At 65.4% G+C, this 14,733-nt stretch carries 14 protein-coding genes; all 14 read right to left on the bottom strand.

Features of this window, described 5'->3' with window-relative positions; translation table 11 throughout:
• Positions 1-207: 207 nt before the first annotated feature.
• The 14 genes from ACIP67_RS29735 to ACIP67_RS29800 all read right to left on the bottom strand — a co-directional run bounded on the left by ACIP67_RS29735 (position 208) and on the right by ACIP67_RS29800 (position 14,597).
• Entirely contained in the window at positions 208-2,463 is a 2,256-nt protein-coding gene (locus ACIP67_RS29735) for a Helicase associated domain protein (RefSeq protein ID WP_401696090.1), read from the bottom strand.
• Between the two features lie 993 nt (positions 2,464-3,456).
• Positions 3,457-5,643 carry a class I SAM-dependent DNA methyltransferase gene (locus ACIP67_RS29740; RefSeq protein ID WP_401695965.1) on the bottom strand — a complete coding sequence of 729 codons (2,187 nt, stop codon included), beginning with the start codon at positions 5,641-5,643 and terminating at the stop codon, positions 3,457-3,459.
• 154 nt (positions 5,644-5,797) lie between these two features.
• Positions 5,798-6,703, bottom strand: coding sequence for a hypothetical protein (locus ACIP67_RS29745; RefSeq protein WP_401695966.1), 906 nt, complete (start codon positions 6,701-6,703; stop codon positions 5,798-5,800).
• Positions 6,704-6,931: 228 nt separating this feature from the next.
• The gene (locus ACIP67_RS29750) at positions 6,932-7,528 is read right to left on the bottom strand and encodes a hypothetical protein (protein WP_401695967.1); all 597 of its coding nucleotides are present in this window, start codon (positions 7,526-7,528) and stop codon (positions 6,932-6,934) included.
• Between the two features lie 175 nt (positions 7,529-7,703).
• On the bottom strand, positions 7,704-8,156 hold the full coding sequence (locus tag ACIP67_RS29755; RefSeq protein ID WP_401695968.1) for a hypothetical protein: 453 nt from the start codon (positions 8,154-8,156) through the stop codon (positions 7,704-7,706).
• A gap of 36 nt (positions 8,157-8,192) precedes the next feature.
• Positions 8,193-8,426 (bottom strand): hypothetical protein, encoded by a 234-nt coding sequence (locus tag ACIP67_RS29760; protein WP_401695969.1) that lies wholly within the window; start codon positions 8,424-8,426, stop codon positions 8,193-8,195.
• Positions 8,427-8,667: 241 nt separating this feature from the next.
• On the bottom strand, positions 8,668-9,165 hold the full coding sequence (locus ACIP67_RS29765) for a hypothetical protein (RefSeq protein WP_401695970.1): 498 nt from the start codon (positions 9,163-9,165) through the stop codon (positions 8,668-8,670).
• Between the two features lie 865 nt (positions 9,166-10,030).
• Entirely contained in the window at positions 10,031-10,438 is a 408-nt protein-coding gene (locus ACIP67_RS29770; RefSeq protein ID WP_401695971.1) for a hypothetical protein, read from the bottom strand.
• Positions 10,435-10,677 carry a hypothetical protein gene (locus ACIP67_RS29775; protein ID WP_401695972.1) on the bottom strand — a complete coding sequence of 81 codons (243 nt, stop codon included), beginning with the start codon at positions 10,675-10,677 and terminating at the stop codon, positions 10,435-10,437. Before ACIP67_RS29775 ends, ACIP67_RS29770 begins: the two co-directional genes overlap by 4 nt.
• Before the next feature lie 190 nt (positions 10,678-10,867).
• Complete coding sequence (locus ACIP67_RS29780; protein WP_401695973.1) at positions 10,868-11,359, bottom strand: hypothetical protein; 492 nt, start codon at positions 11,357-11,359, stop codon at positions 10,868-10,870.
• Positions 11,360-11,493: 134 nt separating this feature from the next.
• Positions 11,494-11,622 (bottom strand): hypothetical protein, encoded by a 129-nt coding sequence (locus tag ACIP67_RS29785; RefSeq protein WP_401695974.1) that lies wholly within the window; start codon positions 11,620-11,622, stop codon positions 11,494-11,496.
• Between the two features lie 78 nt (positions 11,623-11,700).
• Positions 11,701-13,569: an SNF2-related protein gene (locus tag ACIP67_RS29790; RefSeq protein ID WP_401695975.1), complete on the bottom strand. Its 1,869-nt coding sequence runs from the start codon at positions 13,567-13,569 to the stop codon at positions 11,701-11,703.
• 366 nt (positions 13,570-13,935) lie between these two features.
• Positions 13,936-14,280, bottom strand: coding sequence for a VRR-NUC domain-containing protein (locus ACIP67_RS29795; RefSeq protein ID WP_401695976.1), 345 nt, complete (start codon positions 14,278-14,280; stop codon positions 13,936-13,938).
• On the bottom strand, positions 14,277-14,597 hold the full coding sequence (locus tag ACIP67_RS29800; RefSeq protein ID WP_401695977.1) for a hypothetical protein: 321 nt from the start codon (positions 14,595-14,597) through the stop codon (positions 14,277-14,279). The genes ACIP67_RS29795 and ACIP67_RS29800 overlap by 4 nt, the downstream gene beginning before the upstream one ends.
• Between the last annotated feature and the right edge of the window lie 136 nt (positions 14,598-14,733).

A 14,733-nucleotide genomic window follows, 5' to 3' on the forward strand; every position in this document is an offset into this window, starting at 1 on the left:
GAATCACCAGAGATCCGGGCATTCGGCCCGCGTATCCGCAATCAGCAGGGTCATGTTGCTCGTGCCGTGTTTCTCCGCGACGCGAAGGGCGACGCCGCAGCTGCCGAGGCCGCCACCCAACTGAACGACGTGTTACGTCATGTGTTGTTCCAGTCATCGGGGCGGGTGTTCGGTACATCCAGCCGGCACCGTCCGGCGCCTCTCTGGTCAGCTCGTGGACCAGCCTGGTAGAGCCTCCAGACGGCGGCGGCGGTCCTCGGGCTGCTTCCCCTCCCGGATCAGCTTCTTCTGCTGGAGCATCCACCGGTAGATGCCAATGCCGTTGATCGACTGGTCAAAGGGCACCTTGATATCGCCGTGTTCGGCCGCCCAGGCCGCGAGAACGTCAAAACTCGCTTCCCACTGAGCGGCGATGCCGTCCCAGACCCACTGAGGACGTTCCTCCAAGGCCTCTGCCTGCGCGGGGGGCAAAGTGCCCTTGCGGTAATCGGTGCGTTTCCTGGTGACGGTGTGACCGAGAGCGAAGACGATGCCGTCCTTCTCTACCTTGTATGCCTGCGGAACCCGGGCGTGCTTGTGCTCTGCGATATACGCGTCGAGATGCTGGAGAAACGCCTCGAACTTCGCGTCGTGCGCGTGCCACATCCAGCCCGGAAGCGCCTCGTAGTAGGCAATGTCCTCGGTATCCATCTGGCCAGCCCTGTGCCGGTTGCGCGCCAGGGTGACGAAGTTGTCCAGCCGGTAGCCGCTACCCGGCACGGTGTAGCCGCGTGGCACCCGGGCGTGGCCGCGCTCAGCGACGAATCGCTCAAGCTCAGACCGGCCGAGCTCGCGCTTGAACTCGCCAAGCCGCCATGTCCATCCGGGCTGCGCCTCCAACAGCGCCGCGCGCTTCGGCGGGAGTTTGCCGGCGGCGTACAGACGTCGCTGACGAGCAGCCCAGCTCTCCAGGGTTCCGGACTCGGTGGAGGTGGGCACAGCGGTGTGGCCGTGTGTGGCCGCGTACCGCTCCAGCAGCCCGTAGAAGTGATACCAGTCCTCGGTTGTGTTCTGCAGGACGTGTACGCCCAGAGCCGCCACGAATTTGGCATCGATGTTCGTGCTGCCGTAGATTCTCACCTTCTCCGGCAACACGGCCCGGGCGACGCCGGCGTTCTCGGCCATGTCACTGCTGAGGCGCCGCCGCGCGGTGGTCAACGCGGCGTCCATGCGCTCGTCCTGGTCGCGGAGGGTCGCCAGGACCCGCCACACGTGCTGGAAGGAGCTGGCTTCCAGGACGGCCTGCGGGCTCTCGCCGGGTACCACGTAGACGGGGAGGAGGATCAGCGCTGGGCGATCGTGATCGGGGTGGAGCCGCAGAGCACGTCCGACTGCCTGCACGATGTCGGTCTGCGACGACTTCGGGTCTACCAGGCAGATCCCGTCGACGCTGCTGACGTCCACGCCCTCGGTCAGGGTACGGACGTTGTTCAAGACGACGCGGCGGCCGCTCGCGGGACTGGCGAGCATCTCCAGCTGGGAGTGGCGCGTGGCCGCCGGGGTCTTGCCGTCCATGTGCAGGGAAGTGATCCGCACGTTGGCCGAGGTCGCGCCGATCTTCCCGAGAGTCGCTGAGAATGCCTTCGAGCGGGCTACGCGGCTATGGAAGGCGATGACCTGCCGGAGGTCGTGCTCGTGCATGGCCTGTGACAGCGCGATCTGGGCGGCCACCGTCGCCGCGTCGCTGGACCTGGAGCTTGCGTGTGAGCCGCCGTCCTGGGCGAGCAGGGTCGCGTGGACGTCCTGATCCGAAACCAGGACGATGGCAACTTCGTAGTCGGCAAGCAGTTTCCGCCGGATGGCGCTGCCGAAGGAGAGCTCGTAAACGCGCTTCCCGTACAGCTTTTCGTCGTCCATCGACACGATGTCCGTGGTGCCGTCGGAGCCCTCGTGGATACGGCTGGTCGCAGTCAGCGAAAGGCGGAAAACCGCAGGGATTCGCGCATTGTCGAGAACAGCGGAATAGGCCTTGCCTGCGCGCCCGGCAGTGTGGTGGGCCTCATCCATTACGACGAGATCAAGCGGCGGCAACGCGTGCAGTGCATAAGCCTCAGCTATTCGCCCCACCGAATGGTAAGTGGAGATCAGAAGGCGCATCCGTGTGAACTGGCGCGGGGCGAGGAAGGCGGCGATCCGCCCCGGCTCAACCGTGACCGGGGCAGCGGCTCCTCCCACAGCGGAATCCGAGCAGACGATCAGTGCATCCATACCGTCGGGAAAGCGCGAGGCCCAGCCCCGGTAGATCTGTTCGGCAAGAGCGAGGGTCGGCACGGTCACCAGGACCGTCCTCGCTGTGCGCGCGTTGGCCGTTTCACGCGCTACAAGGGACTTGCCTGTCCCACAGGCCATAACGACCAGTGCCCGGCCTTCCGAGGTCTCCCGAATGGCCCGCAGTGCTTCTTCCTGATGCGGGCGCGGGATCATTCGAGAAGCACTCTTGTGGCCATGCACTGGTGCGCTGCGGTCATTCACGTCAGCTCCGTTGATGATAGTACTGGGGAAGTTGAAGGGGCCGATGATGTGAGGCCCGGTGCATGGGACTTACTGCCGCGAATTCCGAAGTGCCGCGCTACTCGAACCGGGCATGAACAAGGGGTGTGAGGGCTCGACGCAGCTGGCGCCGTATAATCGCGAGATGAGACTGTGCAGCGAAATCTGAGTTTCGGTAGAACCAGCCGGACTTCATCTAACCCCATGCGTGCCCGGGAATGGTGGTGTCGCAGCCATCTTGCGAGCAGTGTTCGACGACTGACCGCTGCTTTTCGCGTCAACAGTCGGCGGACATGGTTCCCCCTTGGCTCGTGGCCCTGTGTAGTTCAGTGGGTAAGGGACTAGATGACCTCACCTATGTAGTGGGTGGAGTAGCGACCTCCGTAAGGAACGATGTCCAGAGCAATGCGGCGAGCCGCAGCCATAACGGAATCCCTACTTTCTCCCCAAACGGTGTGCCGCAGCTCCTCAGGGAGTTTCACGTCGCAGTCAATGACGACGTCTGTGTCCTCGGATTTTTCCGCGCACCCCTTGTGTGCGTGATCCGCGGTTACCGTGACTTCGTGGACGCCTTCCGCTTCCGGGGTCCACTGAATGTAGGCCCAATGCATTTCGTGCCCTCCACGGCTAGTCTCAGTAGGCGTAAAGCCCTATGTCGTCGCCAGTGTTCGGGGTCGTAATCCAGACACCGTCATTGCAGCAGTGACAGCTACGGGCCTTGATGTGGACCTCAAATTCGTCAGCTTCCGCTTCTCGATTACCTTGCGGAGCGCTTCCGCATGTTGCTGGAGATTCAATGGAGTTTCCTTGCCGGGAACACGGTGTTCCCGCACTGCACGTCGGCCTCGACGTAGGTCAGGGTCTCCCCTGATAGACCGAAGGTGGGAAGGACTCTCCTTCCTGAGCAAGCTCAGGAAGGAAAGCGCTTCAGTCACCGCTGTTCCAGGGGAATTCGTGGCCGTGCCGGGCCACAAACGCGTCGTACGCGGCGATGATGCACGGCCGATCGTCTCCCTGAGGGAACTGCCGAGCGGACCTGAGGTCGTCGTCGAGAATGAAGGCGCGCCGCCTCACGGTGCGCAGGTTCACAACACCGCGGACGGTTATCAGGTCCGTCTCCTCATGCCCGCTGGCCACGAGATTGCCGTGACCATCTCGCACGTACAGCGGTTTGCCACGCCGGTCGTGGCCGACCTTCTTGGCGACGGCCATGAACACCGGATAGTCGGCAGGGCCGTGCATCCGCTCCTGGCGCTTCTCCTGCTCGGTCTTCTTCCGCAGTGCAAGGGCGCTGGTCAGGACGTTGACGCCCGCGCCGACGAGGAAACTCTCCACGGGCAGGTCAACGCTGGCCATGATCCAGCACTCGTCGAGGATGTACTGGCGGAGCGCCTCATCGTCGGCGCCGGGGTTGGACAAGATCCCGTTGGGCAGGACCATGCCGATGCGGCCGCCGGGCCGCACCCATTCGATCGCCTTCTGGACGAACAGCTTCTCAGGTACCACGGAGGAGGTCGGCTTCCCGCGTCGGAGAGTGCCGTCCTTCTCGCGAGTCCAGCTGAAGGCGACGCTCGGCTTCTCGACTTGTGACGGGCCTGTGCGGAACAGCTCCAGGACAGGACCGGTCACGGAGATGTCCGAGCCGAAGGGAGGGTTGGTGAGCAAGACGTCGACTGCACCGGGACCGATGCGGTCGAGATGGCGTCTGGCATCGGGGAGCCCGGGTAGGGCGCCGCTCGTGGGGAAGGCCAACGAGTCCATGTGGAAGGTGTTGCCGACGCTGCCGGTCAGCATCATCACGGCGAACGCGGCGGCACGGGCCATCATGGGGTCGAGGTCCGCGCCGAAGACCCGCTCTTGTGCATTCCTGCTCAGTTCCTCGTGGTGAGCTGCTGCCAGTCGGGCGTGCTCCTGCGTGGTCAGGAGGGCGGCCGCGGCGGCCTGTTTGCGGCTGAGGGCTGCGAGGCTTTCGCGGAGGAAGCCGCCGGTTCCGCAGCACGGATCGAGTACGGTCTCGCCTGGCTCGGGGGCGGTGATCTCCACCAGCAGGCGGACCACGCTGGCGGGGGTGAAGTACTGACCGTGGTCGCCGCTCAAGGTATCGCCGAACAACTCGTGGTAGGCGGTGGTGAGGTTGTCCAGGGGCGTGGTGCAAAGGCTGTAGGCGGCCAGCTCGCCGACGAGGAAGCCGAGAGCTTGATCGCTGAGAGAGAGCTCGTCGGTCTGGTCGAACAGGTTGTAGTGGGCGTAGCGCTCCTTGACCTCCCCGAAGAGTTCTCTCACGCGTTCCGCCGCGGCGGAACGGTCTGCTTCACCTGGAACACGGTCCGACGTGTCGCGGCGGAGGTAGAAGCGGGGCTCCCTCTTTCCTTCGCGGACCAGGTCTTCGTCATGGAACTTGGCGAGCAGGACGCACAGGAACTGCCAGAAGGCCGCGTTCTGGGGCTGCCCCTCGTTGACGTGGATGGCGTTGCGGCAGCGCCGGAAAGCGAGCCTCAGCATCGTCTCGTTGGCCGGTGTGCTCCCGGTGGTGCGCGAAGGAGGCGCGGGTGCGGTGTCACGCTGGTGCGCGACTGCAGTTGGCCAGTTCGTCAGAGGCAGGAACTTTTTGTTCCCCGCGGACGTGGTGTCGCGGCCGATGAAGATCAGGTCGTTGCCGTCGGTCCACAGGCCGTACCGGCAGGCGGGCCCAGCCGCCTGCATGAGCGCGGAGACCTCGCCGGCCGTGCCGTTCTGGTGGTGGGCGTGCGTGTAGGAGCGGATTTTGGCTGAGGCCCAGTTGCCCCTGGGGCGGACGCTCGTCACGACGACACGGCGGATGTACTCCTGCTCATGCGGCCTGCCGTGCTCGAAGACGGCGAGGCTGACACGTCGCCGACGCGGACGGCCGCCTTCTGGGTCCGTCACGTGAAGGGGGACGTCGGCCGCCACGTCGCGCGGGTCGATGCCGTACTGATCGACGAGAGCCCGTACGACGCTCTGGCGTAGCTTCTCGGCCTCGGAGAGCCGGATCACCGTTGTGCCGGTGATGTAGTCGAAGTCTTCGTTGTCTGCCAGGTCGTGTGGTCGCGCGGGCTCCGTGAGGGCCGCCGCCTCCAGCTGCGCGATCGGCATTTCTGCGTCGCGGACTGAGGCTATGGGAAGTGTGGGGGCACTGGGGGCTGTGCATGCCTTGGTCATCTATTTCATCTCAGCGATCTCGAGGTACCTGTGTGTGCTCGGTGCGGCAGCCGGCGGCCATCAGCCGGAGGAGGCTGGCGGCCCGCGTTCAAACAGCGGTGAGACGGACGGCGTGCGCCACGAGGGCGGTCGCTGTGAGCTCGCCTTCGTGGGACTCCCAGTTGATATGGACAGTGGATGCCGGGTAGTCGCGGGAACGGCCCAGGCGCAGCACGCTGTGAGCGCCGTCCTGGGTGATGCTGATCAACGGCACGCCTGGAAGGCTCTCGGGGATCACGGTCACCTCGCCCGAAGGCGCAATGCCGTCAGCGAGGCCGTCGAGGTCAGCGGCCAGCTGCTGCAAGTGATACGTCTCGTGAGCGCAGGCGCCGTCGCAGGTCAGAATGGCCGTACGGGCCCTGTCTCGCCCGCTGTACAGCTCGTGGCGCGTACGTTCGCCGTCATGCTCGCTGAGGACCGCCGTGGCGTCAGACTCGGAGTGGTTGCGGACGATCCAGAACGCCTCGCTCTCCTCGTCCTGCCATCTCCAGCTGATCTGAACGCCAGGTGTGTTGAGAACCTCCTTCCAGCCGGTTGTCGCTATGGGCGGATCGCCCCTCCAGGCGGACAACTCCAAAGTGCTGCGCCCGGAGGCCTGGTCTGCGAACAACGCGTCAGGAGTGGACGGCCATGGCCTGACGCGGGCCAGGAGAAGGGGCGTGTCTGCCGGCCAGTCGAGCCCGCCGTCGTGCGTGAGGCGGCGGTGCTGAACCGGGCACGCTGCGCACGCCCCGGGTCCGTCTCCAGGACAACGCTCGTAACCGCCCCAGCGCTGACGGCCGGTCAACGCCTCGAACAGCGAGGTGTGATGCGTCGGCCGCCACCCACACTGATGCAGGTGGTCGAAGTGGGCGCCGAGGGTGAGGCGGGTCCAGCCGTTGCCGTCTGGGCCTCCTGATCCGTAGGCGGGCTGCTCCAGGAATGCCGGCATGCAAGGTACCTCCAGGTCCGTCATGAAGGTGAAGTGGAATCAAGGGGCTGAGCGGGCCCGTGCACTCGCGCTGGCGTTCGGGCGTTCCCTGCTCATAGCGAGGAGCGCAGCGTGATCGTCAGCGTTCTCGGGCGGGTGGGGCCGGTGGGTGAAGGGGCTGCACGTTCCTGGGTGTCCTGCGCCGGACTTGCAGTCGAACGGGATCGGGCGGCTATGGCCCTTGTGGCAGACACGGGGGCTCATGGCGTGTGCCTACGGCAGTACGGCGCGAAGCCCGTTGGTGAGCAGGGCCACGGCCGCAGACAACTCGCGGGGCGTGGTCAGCGCGCCCAGCTGAGCGGCCGCAGCCGAACTGCTCTGCCCAGCAGCGGCATTGAGTGCCGCCTGAACGGCATGACGGACGGGTTCCGTGACGCGCATCTGGACTTCGGTGTCCTCCAAGTCGGCAGCTGTGACCTGCCCGCGTCCCATGAGGCGGTTGGTCTTGGAGGCGACCTCAAGGGTGGTGAGCGCGTCGTCGTCCGCTGCGGGGGCGAGAGCGGAGAGGTTCGCGCCGCCGAAGGCAGTACGGAAGCGTGACGGGCAGTGGGTGTGAAGGTTCATGGCGAGCTCGGCGGCGAGGCCGCGGACGGCTACCAGACCGTACGTGTCGGCCAGTTGCGTCATGAGTCCGAGCGCTGCGTGAAGATCACCCAGCCTGAGGGCTATCAGGTAGGCGTCGGTGACGGTGCGTATGACCTTCTCGGGAACCGCGGTACTGGACACGGTGTTTTCCCCGTTCGAGTGTTCGGGTGGCTGCGTGCCGACGAACTCGCAGGTGATGGGGTTGTCCCAGTCGTGATCGGTCATGAGAGCGCTGCTCCTTGAGCTTGTTGGGTACGGCAGCTGGCTGGGGCCAGCAACGAAACTGCCGGTGGAGCTGGGCTGGTCGTTCCAGCACGGCCCCACCGGCAGGCGGGTGTCTCATTGGCTCCCGAGCCGGCTGTGCCGGCCCAACGCTTGTGCTTCAGAGCGGGTCGTCCAACTACCCATCGTGGTCGCTGAGGTCGATCACCTCTGATTGGCCCGTCACGCTGTCGGTGACGGTGAAGGCGCAGTCGTCCCCGTCAGTGGCACCGTCGCGGCCGAACTGGTCTGCCCAGACCTGGCGAGCCGCCCCGAGAGCTGTGCTTCCTTCAGCGTCGATCTCCCAGCTCACGCGCCACCTGGTGTCGCGCGCTGCTGTCGAATCGAGCCCTTCGGGCACAGCCTCTTCGTCGTCCTCGAAGTTCTCGCGGAAGTGCGCGAGCGCTGCGCCAGCGTCGTTTGCGTAGATGTCGGAGGCTCCGGCCTCGTGGTCGGGGCTGACTGTCCAGACGTCGCCGAAGGCCCACGTGCGGACCTGGTCAATGCGGGACTCGGGTGTCCCGTGGCCGTCGAGGACTGCGGCGAATACGTCGAGCCAGTCACCACCTCGATGTGGAAGATGGCGAGCCAACGGCCCGCCCTGCCTCATCGGCTCCCGGGGTTGCGGTCAACCCTCCTTGGTGTCTTCGTAGATGGGCTGAACGGTGTCCAGGTCAACGAGCTGGCCCACGCGAAGGGTGTTCAGCCCGCGGAGCATCGCGATCTCCTGCTTGCGCTCCGCGATGCCGGCGGGGCTCAGCGGCCGGCCGTCCTGCCTGAAGTCGCCTTGCTCCAGAAACATTTCCAGTGTCATTTTCCATTCGTCGACCTGGTACTGCGTGATCCTCTGCTTGCGGGCCATGCGTCAGTCGCTCCTTGTAGGGCGTGATGTGGGTTGGTTGCTGTGCGGCACGACCTGGCCCAGCACGAGCAGGTCGTCGATGACACTGAAGTTTCAACTTCAGGTGGCCGGCGGTTACGGGATCTCTTCCCGTGAGCCTGAAGGCACACCAGAACTCGAGAGAGTCCGCTTTTTCTGCGTGGACCAGGGCGTCTCGGTACTCCTCCAGTTCTTGCTGGGACGTCGTGCGGGGTCCGTAGAGTCAGCCATCGGAGGCGTCCTCGGCGGAGCGGCTCTTGCGGGCCGAGCTCCGGCGGATGCTGGCGGCGAGACGGTCGTACTCTCGACGTGCCTCACTCGCCCTGGCACGGTGGTGCTCCGCCTGACGGTTGTGCTCTCCGATCATCTTCCCGAGCCGGATCAGCTCCCGGTGGGCGCTGTGCGCTTTTTCGCTCCAGTACATCTCGCGCACGGCGCTGGCGAGTTGAGACTCCTGCATCATCAGCCACTCGCCGGGGATCCAGGCCATCACGTAGGGCTGCGTCCTGCGGTCCATCTGGAGCATGATCTTGCCGTCGCCCGTCATGGACGGTCGCGCGAACGCGACTCTCGGCGCGCCGAGGAACGGCCTGAGTATCTGAGGCACCGTCTCCGCGGGGAACTTCGCGAGCACGCGCGAGATGAGTCCGGCGACCTCCTGGAGGTCGGCGTACAGCTGGACCGTGGCGTCGACGAGTATCTCTGTGGTCTTGTGCTTCATCACTTCTGGTCCTTGAAGATCGGGTCCTGCTCGGGGAACCGGGACAGGGCCGTCCCGCCCTGATGGGCCTCCCCCGCATGACGTGGAGGAAGCCGCTGCCCTTGACGCAGAGGATGGAGGCGCGCTGTTCCTTTGTGTCCATGGCCAGACCCGTTGCCAGGGCGCGCTCGTGAGAGGCCGTCAGAGGTTTGGTTGGAGGCCGATGCGTGTCCCAGCTGGTGCATTGACGGGTCTCACCGGTGTCTCGCTCGGGGCTTCGGCGATCAGCGTCGTAACCGCGTACGGCCGGTGGCAACAAAACGTCCCCTCAGGGACACCGCCGGAACCCGGGGATGCCTCTGACGGGACGCCGACGTATCAACGCGGACCGGCCGGGTTCACGAACAACCGGCCTGTTCCGGTATCGATCCCGCCCCCGGGTCGGTTATGCCGACCCAGACCCGCGGGGCCAACGCCCATAGGGGCCAGCGCCCATAGGAGGCGACGCCGAGAGGGTCACGCTGAGCGCGACGCATAGTGCTTGTTCCACCGGGCGAACCTCCGGCTGTTGAACTTGATCTGTTGACGGCCACGGCTGCTCGGCGCAGAGCTTCCTCGCGGCTGAACAGGCAGCGCGCCCGCCCGTTGTCGTTGCGCAATGACGGCGGCGGATCGTACTCCCAGGCGCAGTCGGCAGCCAGGCACGCGCCTATGTGCACCACGGCCCAGAGGTCTTCGCCGCTCTCGGGGTCCATCCCGCGCCAGGAGACCCGATGCTCAAAGTGCTCCTTGCCGAACACGGAGGACTCGCGGTAGCCGATCGGCAGGATGCGGTAACCGGATGATCTCCGAGCTGGGCGGCTCGACGGCGGGAGCAGCAGTGTTCTCAGCGATCGGTCCGCTCCTCCCCCGGCTGAGTGACGCTTCGCGTCGGATCGACGCTGATGGGGATCTCCTGCGAGAAGAACTCTTCGAGGACCCTGGTGTTGTCGTCATCGGCGAGCCGAACCTCGATGACCAGGTCCTTGTCGTCACCGAAGGCGGCGACAGCACGGTGCAGATGGCTGGCCAGGTCCTGCATCGACTCGTAGGGGCTGGGCACATCGGACGCGGTGACCTTGGCGCTGCGCGAGAACGCGTGGCGCGTGCGTCCCTCCGGGACGATCACTCTGGGGTCATACTCGCTGTACAGCCACTCGGTGCGCGCGGCGATCCGGACGGGCTCAGTGCGCATGCCGTCGGTCCAGCGCTCCTCGATCGGCGGGCGGTACTTCTTGTGGTTGGTGGCGGTCACGGCTTGTCTCCCTCTCCGGGCTGGTCGTCGGATATGGCTCGGTCCACACGATCCGCGATGTCGTAGTACGTGCGCGCCGCGGCGGCATTGGCTTCAGCCTGCTGCGGGTTCGTCGAGGTCCGGGCGATCTTGCTGTACTGATCGCCGAGGTCACGGGCCCAGGCACCGCCGGACCGAGGCAGGGGTGCAGGGGCGGCGCTGGTGACGACGGCGGCAGTGTCGTTGTTGGTGCTGGTCATGCGACGGCCTCGTATCCTGAGTCAGTTCGGTGAAGCGACGCAGGTACTGCTCCTGCGCGCGGGATGGGAGCCATCCCGCGATGTCGATGCCTAAGAGGGGCTCATGACGCGACGACGGTGACGCTCTCATCGATCATCTGGCGCAACTCTTCGATGCGGGCTTGCTCATCGGTGGTTACGGGCGTCGGGATCAGGGCTGCGTCACGGAATCGGTCTTTGCAGTCGGCTGACGCCTTTTGATCGGCGTGCTGGCGGCGGCGTCGACGACTATGGCGCGCACTGCGGTATCGGCGCCGTCGTCCGGGTTGGGCAGTAGCTCGGCCACGAAGTGGCCTTCGTCGAGGCCCAGCTCCTCATCAAGCCGCCAACCGGTGATGTAGGCGGTGCTGGTGTGGCTCAGGCCCTTGACATTGTGGACGTGGTCTCCGGTAACGGTGTCCTCAGTGCGCTGCAGCTTGATCTTCTTCGCGTCGCGGTCGATCAGGATGACGAGCTTCATCGTCGGCTGGTTTGCGGGCCACCGTGCCTCGCTGCGACCGGGGGTCGGCCGCAACCAGTCGCGTGCCGCGGCGGACAGCGCGATCTGCGAACGCCCGTTCTCGGCGTGGGTGACGGTGATCTTGGCGGGACCCCTGGCACGACGGCCCTCGTTCGGGTTGGGGTGGTAGATCTCGAACGACATCGGGGGGATCCTTCCGTCAGCGCTCTTCGCGCCTGTTGATGAATGTCACGGGTTTGCCGCGCTCCTCGGCGTAGGCGATCTCACGGTTTGTCGACTCCCCGGCGTATCCGCCTGGGTCGATGACCAGCACTTCGTCAGCGAGATCGGGACCTGTCCCAAGGCCCATCGATCTTGCGCAGGTGGAGCTCGTCGAGCATCTGTTTCTCGGTCCCGGTGATCTCGTCACCGTCATAGGTGAAGAGGCCGGGCGCGAAGACGATCACGTGATCGGCTCCGGTTGTGCGCGATGGCGACGGCCCGGCCGTGGGATCCCAGCCGGGCCGCCGCCGGATGGGCGTGGGTCAGACTCGCTCGGAAGCCCAGAGGTTGTTGAGGTCCTCGCGGATCTCTTCCTCCAGGGCGGCGAGAAGCGCCTGCTCGGCGTTGAAGTCCCCGGAGACGGCCTCGATGAGGTCGTCCTGGACCTGCTGCTTGCCAGCGAGCACAGAGGGCATCCGCTCGTCCTGCGTGCCCCTGGCGATGAGCCGGTGGATGATCACCGGTTGCTGTTGGCCAGGGCGATGCAGCCGACCGTTCGTCTGCATGTAGTGCTCGAGCGAGAACGGCAGGGTGTACCAGATCATCGTCGAGCCGCCGTGCTGCAGGTTCAGGCCGTGCCCCGCAGCGGCAGGGTGGAGCAGCATCACCGGGATCTGCTTGGCGTTCCACTGGCGGACCATGTCGCGTGAGCCGTCGAAGGCCTGCGCGTCGACGCCGGCCTTCCGGAGCCGCGTGAGCAGTTGCTCCTTGTCGGACTTGAAGTGATAGGCGATGAGCACGGGCTCGCCGCCGTTGTTCCGCACCAGGTACTCGGTCATCTCGATCTTCTTGTCATGGATGACCTCGTACCGGCCCTTCGTGGTCGGGTCGTCAGGATCCGCGGTGTAGAGCGTGCCCGAGGCGAACTGCATCAGCTTGCTCGTCAGCACCGCCTGGTTCGCGGCGACGATCGATTCGACGCTGTGCGTCAGCTTTCCGTCGTCGTCGGTGTAGCTCTGCACGATGTCCAGGACCAGGTCGCGCTTGAAGTCCTTGTAGGCCCGAAGCAGATCAGGCGGGAGCGTGACGTTGACGTCTTGGATGGTGAGCGAGGGCAAGACCAGCGTGGTGTTCTGTGCGCTCATTACCAGGTGCGCAATCGCATCGTAGATCTCCTGCTCGGCGTTGGCGGTGGGGATCCACTTCGCCGGCGTCGTCGTACCGGGCACCATCTTCGGCGTGAACCACCGGTTGCGGAACTGGGTGATGTCCCGACCGAGCGCCTGGCCCTGGTCGAGCAGGAAGATCTGGCTCCACAAGTCGTGGAGACCGTTAGGGCTGGGCGTTCCCGTCAGCTCGATGAGTCGGTTCATGGCCGGCCGCACTGTCGCCAGGGCCAGAAAGCGCTGTGAGTCGTGCGACTTGAAACCCTGGGACTCGTCGATGATGACCGTCTGGAAGGGCCAGATGATGGTGTTCTGGCCATTGATGTTCTGGACCGGCATCTGGTCGACCAGACCGAAGCGGCACTGAGCGCAGCCTGCGCCGGAACACGTTCGGCAGTCATAGGCTTCCCACGTCACCAGGGCCGACTTGAGCAACTCCTGAATCCAGGCGCGGATCTTGGTCTTGGCGGGGATCCGGTTGTTGGCGTTGCCGGCGACCAGAGCACGGTACTCGTCGATCAGCGCGTCTCGGTCCAGTGGCCCCCGCGCCTGGAGCAAGCTCAGGATCTCCGTCGCCTCCGGTGAGACGGTCGGGGTAGGCACTGCGCCCGGCACCGGCGTGAGCAGCTTCGTCTCTTGGGAGGGCTGGGTCAGCAACTCCTGGTTGATGAAGTACATCGTCGGCGGATCGGTGAAGACCTCCCGGAAGCGCTGCAGGCGCTTGACCTTGGAAAGCTTCCTGTCGTTCTTGTCGACGATGAGCGACTTCGTCCTGATCGGGAAACCCCACTTCTCGATCTCGTCGATCCAGGTGGAGCGGGCGATCGCCACAGGCGCGATGACGAGGATGTGTCCGATCGGGCGCACTGTCTGCAATACCGCGAGGGTGCTGAGTGTCTTCATGCCGCCTACGGACACCCATGCACCGGCGAAGGGGTGGTCAACGAGGAAGTCGTGGATCTGCTGCTGATGCGGCATCAGCGAGATCGGGGACGGAGCAGTAGCCGTAGTCATGTCGCTGGTCATCCCTTCTCTTCGAGTGAGTGGTCAGGCATGGAATGCCTCTTGAATGAGAGCGAGTCGGGCATAGGCCTCGTCGGCTCTCTGTTTTTGCTGCGCGACCTCGGTCTCCAGTTCGACAACTCTGACTTCGAGTCGTGTGACGTGCGGGTTGGCTCGGAGGGCTTCACACACGCGCTGTCGCACTGATGCCGGGGCGTGAGTCGCCCGTCCCTCTGGCCCCTGCCCAGTTCGGCGGGGTGTGCCCAACCTCGGAGGGCCTGGCGGTGCTGTCAGGTGACATTCAGGCCGCAGCGCGGCAGCACAGTGTTGGATGTCGGGGCCGTTGCCGATCCACAGTGTTCGTCCTCGACGGCCCTGCGGTCGCGTTGGTCAGTCTTGTGCGGGTCCTGTTCGTCGTGGGTCATGGTGCTGCTCGCTATCGGCCGGGAGGCCTTGGAGAAGGTGCGCGATGAACGCGTCGACGCCCGGTTTGTCGTCGACGACATGGACCTCGGCCCCATGGCGGCGCAGCTTGGCGTGCGTGAGTTGTTGCAGCTTCCGCAGCTGGCCGCCAGGGCGTTTGACCTCGACGAACACGGTGCCACGGGGGGCGACGACGATCCGGTCGGGCACTCCCCCGCGTGCCGGCGAGACGAATTTCAGGCACAGGAGGCCGTGCGCCCGGCACTGGCTGAGGAGGTAGTCCTCGATGACACGCTCACGCGAGGACGTCATCGGCTTTCAGTCTTCTCGTCCGAAGAGGCCGTCGGCGCACCGTACTTCAGCTCACCGGGCTCGACGAGCCGGAAGCCCGTGGAGTGCCTGTACATTCGGGAGACGCTGAGGGTGGTGTGCTTCGTGCCGTAGTGATCCCGGGCTTGGGCCTCCCCGTCCGCAACGGACTCGATGACGACGCGGTGCTTGCTCTGCCGGGTGTCGAGGTCCTCCCAGATCTGGCCCCGGCGGACCAGGATGCCCTCGCGGGTCGTGTTCTTCTCCTGCTGGGCCTGGGCGTCGTCGTCCTGGGCGGAGGTGCTGGTCGCGGCACTCACAACTCGTCGCCCCCCTCAACGGTGCGGACGGGAAGTGTGGTCTGGAACATGACGTCTCTCGATTCTCTTGCCATGGCGAGCCAGACTCGCCTTCATCTGAAATTCGAATCGGGCACCGAGCAGCGTCGTGTCGGCA

The sequence above is a fragment of the Streptomyces sp. NPDC088812 genome (assembly GCF_044750285.1).
Lineage (GTDB): Bacteria > Actinomycetota > Actinomycetes > Streptomycetales > Streptomycetaceae > Streptomyces.